The following is a 7281-nucleotide window of genomic DNA, read 5'->3' on the forward strand; positions in this document are numbered from 1 at the left end:
TGAAATGGAAAATAATTCATCAGTACTTGATAGTGACATTGTAAAAGTCGATAAATATGAACCACATAAAATTGCCAATGGCAAAAATGAAGTCACTTTTTTTGTGGCGAGTGATGAGGTTGATTTGGCAGATTTGCAACGCTATCGGATACAGGCGCAAACGGATTATTTGATTGCGATTAATGGCACTGGTAAAGATTATGATTGCCTAAAACTTGCGGATAATGTCATCTTGTGTTCACTAAATGAAGTGCCTTTAGTTATGCAAGCATTTCAACGACTACATAGCGGTAGTGGCATCATTGGTATGAGTTGGGACGAAGTAAAATGGGCAATTTCTGGTAACAAAAATATTGAATTTTTACATGGTGTAGCAGGTGGTGAAAATTGCGTGGCTTTAGCATGTGAACAGTTTATCTCAAAACTACAGAGACTATCATCCAACTATCCGATTAAAAACGTGATGATTAATATGTTTGCGGATATTAGTTTTGGTTGTGAGCAGCAAGATTTTATTATCCAACAAATAGATAAAAATTTAATGGTTAATGATGCGACTACATTTTATCAGTTAAGTTTCTTTCATGAGTTTGATTACTGGAAAAAAGGTGAGCAGGGTTGTTGTATCTGTATGTTTTTGGTTTATGCCGATAAAGAAGATGATATTGAGCCAGTTATTATAGAAGACGATATACCGATGAAAACCACTAATCCAACTCAAAGAGCAGGCAACTCAATTAAATAGTATCTCAGACGACAACAGCAAAGGAATAAAAATGGATAATACAACCAAGTTAACCCATTTTGCCGAACACCTTAAACAAGCTGATGGTTTACTCATCACTGCAGGCGCAGGGATGGGGGTCGATTCAGGTTTGCCTGACTTTCGAGGTGCCCAAGGATTTTGGAAAGCCTATCCACCGCTAAAGCACCTTGGTAAAAGTTTTGTCGATATGGCAACGCCAGAACTGTTCCACGCCAATCCAAAATTGGCGTGGGGGTTTTATGGTTTGAGGCTCAATGCGTATCGAGCAGTCGAACCGCATCAAGGTTTTCATCTACTTAAAAAATGGTCAGAAACATTACCCAATCTTAAAAACGGCTCATTTGTGTTTACCAGTAATGTCGATGGTGAGTTCCAAAAGGTCGGATTTGACGATAATAAGGTTTTTGAATGTCATGGCTCAATTCATTGGTTGCAATGTTTGGATAATTGTACCCGTGATATTTGGTCAGCCGATAGCTTTGTGCCTGTTGTTGATGAATATCATTGTCAATTAATCAATGATTTTCCCTTTTGTCCGCACTGCGGCGGAATGGCGCGCCCCAATATCTTGATGTTTAGCGATTGGCATTGGCAATCGCAGATGCAAGACGAAAAAGAGCGGAAGTTAATGGCTTGGCTGAAGCAAGTTAACAAACTAGCCATTATTGAATTGGGGGCAGGGACAGCGGTGCCGAGCGTGCGAAATTTTAGTGAGCGATTAATTGGTTATCCAATTAATGAGTCGGTAAATTTATTGCGTGTTAATTTGCGAGAACCGCAAGTGCCTGATAATAGTAATTGTTTTGGGGTGAGTGTGGGGGCACTCGAGGGTTTAAATATGTTAAATGAAAAAATGTTTTTAACTTAAAAAGTATATTTGTAATTAATTAGCGACACACCCTAATTTGAAATAAGTCCTAATTAAAAGACTAAGGATTAAAAAATGTTATCAGCGGTTTTGCATGGTAAAAAACTAGGTACTGGCTTTGCCGGAACACGACTAAAAATTGGAGAGACACAAGGAGCAGAAGATGTTTTAACAGCAAGTGTATTTGAGCGTATCGCATATTTACCTGATGATGTGTTTATCCGTTTTATTCAAAACCTTTTTAATTTTAATAATCAAATAACAGCGAATCCTTTAAGTGAAATTACTTTTTGGGCAAGTTGGCAAAACCAAAGCGGTTGTAAAGTTGAGCCTGATGTTATTTTAAAATTTGGTGGTCGAACGGTTATTGTTGAAGCGAAAAGATATGATAACGTTCAACAACAATATGCTTATCAACTTGCTAATGAGATATCAACGGCTTATCTTGAAGGAATCACGAATCCAATTTTATTAACTGTGGGTGGTATGAGTGATTATAAACGACAAAATATTGATAATCTTAAAAAACAAATTGATAGTGCCTTGGAATCAAGTTTTGCCTATGAATTTTACGCTGTCAGTTGGCAACAACTATACTTAGCTTTAGAGTTTGCTATTGCTGAACACCAGTTAGAGCCTTTAGAACGCTTACTAAGCGATATTAGAGAAGCATACGCTTGGCATGGCATTCGACATCAGCCACGGCAATGGTTAGAAAATATTAATCGTGATAACTGTAATATTAACTTTGAAGCTATACCAAATTCCAAAATTGAGAAGAAATCTTGGAAAAATCCAAAACCAATTTACTTAACGCATGAAACTTTTCCATCATTTTTAGGATAACAAAATGAATAAAAATCAAATGTTAGAAGTTCTACAAGACGTACGTAAAGCCTATAGATTACTTGCTGATTATCAGCAACGTATCGTAGAATTACTTGATTTTACCAAGGATAAACTTGGGGCAGAACATTATTATCATGATTTACCTAATAACTATAGTCCACAATCAATTCATAAAATATACACTGATGAAAATGTGGGAAAACGCTTTCTACCTATGTTAGATATGCACCTACTATGGCACAAAACAAAATCTATTCCTGAAGGTGAAGAGTGGCAAAATCATTTGCAAAAAGACGACTTGGTGTTCGATATTATTGTCAAAAGTAATGAAACCGAAACATCAAGTACATTACATTTATATGTTTATCAATGTGTCAAATATACAAGAAAAAATAACTGGTATCGAGATGTGTGGTATAACAGTAATTATCCTAATTTTGGAGAAGTAGGCATATATAAAGATAATTCAGATTTAATTGAATATCGCATTTACGGCGAACGAATTGATTTAGCAGATTTATTCAATGAACAAGAAGCCAATAAAATCATTGAAGCATTTAAAAGCAGAACATCACACACATTAGGATGTAAAATCTGATTTATGCCTAAAACTTACGCCATTGGCGACATACACGGCTTTAACGAGCAACTTAACATCTTGCTATCCGCCCTAGATATCCAATCTGATGACATCCTTATCTTCTTAGGCGATGTCATCGATAGGGGAGCAGATAGTAAAGGCGTGCTTGATACTATCATGCAATATCAGATGCTTTGTCATGTTATTTTGATAAAGGGCAACCACGAAGAAATGATGCTAGGTGCAGTATACGAACGAGAATATCTCAAATACTGGCTAAAATTTGGCGGTATCGAAACCCTACAATCTTTTGGCGTAACCATTGATTTGCAAGGGCTACTGCAAATTCCTTATGTTTACTACAAACTGTTAAAAACGAGTCTGCCTTATTTCCAAACAGATGATTTTATCTTTACCCATGCCACACCCTTGCCACACCTACCAATGGATAAACAAACCGGTGACAGTTTACGCTGGCGATTTATTCCGCTCGATGGACAAGAAGATCACATCTCAGGCAAAACCATCATTTGCGGACATTCGGCACAAAAAAACGGTAAAGTTTACCATCAAAATGGCTTAATTTGTGTCGATACCTTTGCACATGGCGGTGGTTATCTGACAGCGATTGAAGTTAGTCAAATGAGGATTTATCAAGTCGATTTAAATGGCAATGTGCAACATTTTGATTTAGCCAAACTTTAGCATTTTAGGAAAAATAATGCCTAGTATCATGGAAAAAAACCGTGGCGAACGCTTAATTCTGCTATATCAAAATTTACCCAAAGGCGAGAAGAATGCCAAAACCTTAAGCGAGCTTCTAGCCATTTTTAACCCTATAGGCGAAAAAGCACAGAGCCGAGCCAAACTGCTAGAGCAAGACTTACTTTCCTTGTATTCACTGTTTGGCAGTAACTCAATTTGTCGTATTCCACCATGGGCAGAGGGTTCAGTAGCGGGCAAAACCCCAAAATACTACCTTCACCCCAACTTTACCTTAGACAGCTTTGACAACGAAAACCTATTCTTTTGGGAAATGCTCGATAAATTTACTGCCAACTATTTACCGAAAGATATTCACAACACCCTAACTGCCAAAATCGCCAACGTCAAAAATCATCAAAATCTGCAATATCAAATCAGTCAGCTTGGGCAATGGAAAAACCACCTATTTACGATACCAAGTTTATTGCAAGCGCCTAAATATGACGAGCATATTCTAAAAACTATTCATCAAGCGATCATCGATGGTAAAAGATTAAAAATAAGTTATCTAGCAAAATGGGCAAATGAGCCTGTTACACGGTGGGTTTATCCAAGGGGATTAATATTTATTGATAATATGATTTACCTAACTGCTTTTTACAAAGTAGAGGAAAGTATATCAACCCCTGAAAAAGTGTATTTAGATGCCAACCGAAATTACGCCATCATACGCATCCAATCCGTACAGATTTTAGAAGAACCAATACCAAGTTGGGTGCACGACTTAAGTTTGGAAGAATTAAGTCGAAAGGGCATGCTTGAAACCCATCTAACGCAGCGAGGAAAGCCAATTAAATTAAAGCTTAAAATTAATCATATGGCTGCCCAACATCTGACCGAGCGACCGCTATCAAACGATCAGACTTTAGAAAAAATGGATGAAAAAAACTTGTTACTTACAGCGACCGTGATGAATACCGTAAGGCTAGAGGATTGGCTGATCAGTATGTCGCATATGTCAGAAGTTATTGAGCCTGTTAAGCTTAGAGAAATTATTATTGATAGATTGACGGATGGATTAAATCAATATGATAAATAAAACTCTGAATAGATAGGCATCGATTAAATTTAATCTAGTGCTATATTGATATTGATTAGGAACTAAATTAGAACCAAATTACCGTTAGTCTTTCAAAATTAACATGCTGTTTTATGTCATTCAAGAATAGCAATTATAACTACCCAGTTTATCTGTAAAATCGACTAGTCATAGAAAATGTATACGAAAAACTATCAGAATATTTAACTAACTTACCTTATTATTTTGACAGACACTTTCACCCCAGTGTAACACTTGATTTAACCATAAAAAGGACTTTGACACGATGAACCAGCAAATAAAAAATCAGGATGACCTTAAAAAGTATGAACAAAATTTTCCTTTAAACCTGCCTAGCAGCACCTATCAGATGCTATGTGATAGCGAGGCTCAGTTTGGTGATAAAAAAGCCCTTACCTTTGTGTTAAATGCTACGCAGTATCAAAACAGCACCAGTTATAGCTATCAGGAACTATTGGGATATATACGTCAAACGGCCAATATGCTTTATTCATTGGGTGCGGATAAAGATACGGTCATTGGGATTTTATTGCCAAATTTACCCGAAACCCATTTTTGTATCTGGGGCAGTGAGGCAACGGGTATTATTTTTCCGATTAACCCATTGCTTGAACCTTCTGTGATTGCAGGCTTATTAACTGAAGTTACGCAGCCCTTTAAAAAAGCGCTATCATAACAAAAAAAGCAGTCAGCGAGAGTAAACAAATGAACAAAGACATGATAGAACTCTACAGCGACTACCTCATCGCAAGTTTTGGGCAAACCACCGCCACAGGACTTGCCAATCTACTACAAGGGAGCATCTACCATGACAGCATCACCCGCTTTCTAAACAGTGAAACACTCACCGCCAAAGAACAATGGCAACTGATTAAACCCATGCTAAGACAGCATGAAAATGCCACACCCAATGCCATCGGCTATCTCATCTTTGATGACACCATACAGCCCAAACCACACACAAGCGTCGACGACATCAACTGCTGGCACTACGACCACACTCAAAACAAAAATGTTAAAGGCATTAACCTGCTTAACTGTCTGTATCATCGCAAAGATATCGACATACCCTTAAGCTTTGACATCATCACCAAACCCAATGTCTTTACCGATGACAAAGGCAAGGTTAAACGTAAAAGTGATAAAACCAAAAATCAGCGACTGCTTGATATGTTTGATAGCGCAATCAAAAACCAAGTCAAATTCGACTATGTATTAGCCGATTCTTGGTTTTCAGCCAAAGCGACATTCAAACATATTCGTAAAGCTAACAAGCATTTCATCTTTGCGTTAAAGTCAAATCGCTTGGTGGCTTTAACCGCGGATGATAGAGAAAAAGGTAACTTTGTACGTATTGATGAATCTAATCTACCCGATAATACCCCTGTTCACGGCTTTTTAAATGACTATCATGATGAAGTCTTGTTATTACGCCGAGTCTTTACAAACAAGGACGATTCTACAGGGGTGTTATATCTGGTATGCTCAGATTTGCAATGCGACAAGGATAAATTTATCAACGGCTATCAAAAACGATGGCAGGTTGAAGTGTATCATAAGTCGTTAAAGCAAAATGCCAATTTGGGTAAGTCGCCTGCTCATAGCCAAAGGGCTCGGTTTAATCATATGTTTTTACCTATGTATGCGGTGTTTAAGCTTGAGTGTTTGAAAATCAAAACCAAGTTAAATCATTTCGCTTTGCGTACAAAGTTACTAATTTCTGCTAATCAGTCGGCTTTTGCCCAGCTTAAGGCTATTAGCGGTGCGTAACTTCAGTTATTAAATGAAGTCAAAGCCACGCTACTTATCACGCTTGCGCCATTACCCAATCAAGATAATAAGCCGCAGCTTTGGGACAAGGCGGTAGCGGTTGCCAAGCTTACCCCAAGTTTGCAGCATATCATTGGGGTGACGATGGCTCATCATTTCACCCATCAACTTAATATAACCTTGCCAGATGCAAGTAAAGAATTTGTACAGCAGTTACCAGAGACGGTCACCTATCATGACTTTTATGCTGGGATTGCAAGCCAGCCCAAAGATAGATTAATTAATCCCCGTACCATTGTCCCTGAGGATCTGTCTTCATTCTTTGGAACCGGTGGTACAACTGGCATGCCCAAAATCGCCATGCGTAATCATAAAAATGAAGTCGCCAATGTCTTACAGGCACGGGCGTTGTTTGGTGATGACATGCTAAATCAGGGCAATGTCGTGCTGTGCGGACTACCCCTATTTCACGTCAATGCCGTCATGGTTACAGGATTATTACCGTTATCGATGGGGGGTGAAATTTTGCTGGTTTCGCCAGAGGGCTATCGCGGCGATGGGGTGATGGGTAAGCATCCGACCAACCCCTATTGCATTTTCCAAACATGAGGCAGGAGCTCATC

9 protein-coding genes are annotated in these 7281 nt (G+C 38.3%); all 9 read left to right on the forward strand.

Annotated elements, in window-relative coordinates; all coding sequences use genetic code 11:
• The first annotated feature begins 4 nt into the window (after positions 1-4).
• Entirely contained in the window at positions 5-745 is a 741-nt protein-coding gene (locus RT084_RS10030; protein ID WP_312116990.1) for a hypothetical protein, read from the forward strand.
• A gap of 31 nt (positions 746-776) precedes the next feature.
• On the forward strand, positions 777-1634 hold the full coding sequence (locus RT084_RS10035) for an SIR2 family NAD-dependent protein deacylase (RefSeq protein WP_312384844.1): 858 nt from the start codon (positions 777-779) through the stop codon (positions 1632-1634).
• 75 nt (positions 1635-1709) lie between these two features.
• A complete protein-coding gene (locus RT084_RS10040; RefSeq protein WP_203171186.1) occupies positions 1710-2480 on the forward strand; it encodes an F-box domain-containing protein in 771 nt (256 codons plus the stop codon).
• A gap of 4 nt (positions 2481-2484) precedes the next feature.
• Positions 2485-3081, forward strand: a complete 597-nt coding sequence (locus tag RT084_RS10045; protein WP_203171185.1) for a hypothetical protein — start codon at positions 2485-2487, stop codon at positions 3079-3081.
• 3 nt (positions 3082-3084) lie between these two features.
• Positions 3085-3768: a metallophosphoesterase family protein gene (locus RT084_RS10050; protein WP_060995972.1), complete on the forward strand. Its 684-nt coding sequence runs from the start codon at positions 3085-3087 to the stop codon at positions 3766-3768.
• 16 nt (positions 3769-3784) lie between these two features.
• Positions 3785-4867, forward strand: a complete 1083-nt coding sequence (locus tag RT084_RS10055) for a helix-turn-helix transcriptional regulator (RefSeq protein WP_060995973.1) — start codon at positions 3785-3787, stop codon at positions 4865-4867.
• Positions 4868-5153: 286 nt separating this feature from the next.
• Entirely contained in the window at positions 5154-5564 is a 411-nt protein-coding gene (locus RT084_RS10060) for an AMP-binding protein (protein ID WP_100285270.1), read from the forward strand.
• A gap of 29 nt (positions 5565-5593) precedes the next feature.
• Complete coding sequence (locus RT084_RS10065; RefSeq protein WP_472796079.1) at positions 5594-6658, forward strand: IS701 family transposase; 1065 nt, start codon at positions 5594-5596, stop codon at positions 6656-6658.
• A 36-nt stretch (positions 6659-6694) separates the two neighbouring features.
• Entirely contained in the window at positions 6695-7267 is a 573-nt protein-coding gene (locus RT084_RS10070) for an AMP-binding protein (protein WP_313099752.1), read from the forward strand.
• Positions 7268-7281: the final 14 nt, after the last annotated feature.

Source organism: Moraxella sp. CTOTU48717 (genome assembly GCF_032057165.1).
Classification (GTDB): domain Bacteria; phylum Pseudomonadota; class Gammaproteobacteria; order Pseudomonadales; family Moraxellaceae; genus Faucicola; species Faucicola tetraodonis.

Bases quoted from the DNA above. Each gene is read 5' to 3' on its own strand.
- RT084_RS10030 (WP_312116990.1), top strand. From the start codon at position 5: ATGGAAAATAATTCATCAGTACTTGATAGTGACATTGTAAAAGTCGAT.
- RT084_RS10035 (WP_312384844.1), top strand. From the start codon at position 777: ATGGATAATACAACCAAGTTAACCCATTTTGCCGAACACCTTAAACAA.
- RT084_RS10040 (WP_203171186.1), top strand. From the start codon at position 1,710: ATGTTATCAGCGGTTTTGCATGGTAAAAAACTAGGTACTGGCTTTGCC.
- RT084_RS10045 (WP_203171185.1), top strand. From the start codon at position 2,485: ATGAATAAAAATCAAATGTTAGAAGTTCTACAAGACGTACGTAAAGCC.
- RT084_RS10050 (WP_060995972.1), top strand. From the start codon at position 3,085: ATGCCTAAAACTTACGCCATTGGCGACATACACGGCTTTAACGAGCAA.
- RT084_RS10055 (WP_060995973.1), top strand. From the start codon at position 3,785: ATGCCTAGTATCATGGAAAAAAACCGTGGCGAACGCTTAATTCTGCTA.
- RT084_RS10060 (WP_100285270.1), top strand. From the start codon at position 5,154: ATGAACCAGCAAATAAAAAATCAGGATGACCTTAAAAAGTATGAACAA.
- RT084_RS10065 (WP_472796079.1), top strand. From the start codon at position 5,594: ATGAACAAAGACATGATAGAACTCTACAGCGACTACCTCATCGCAAGT.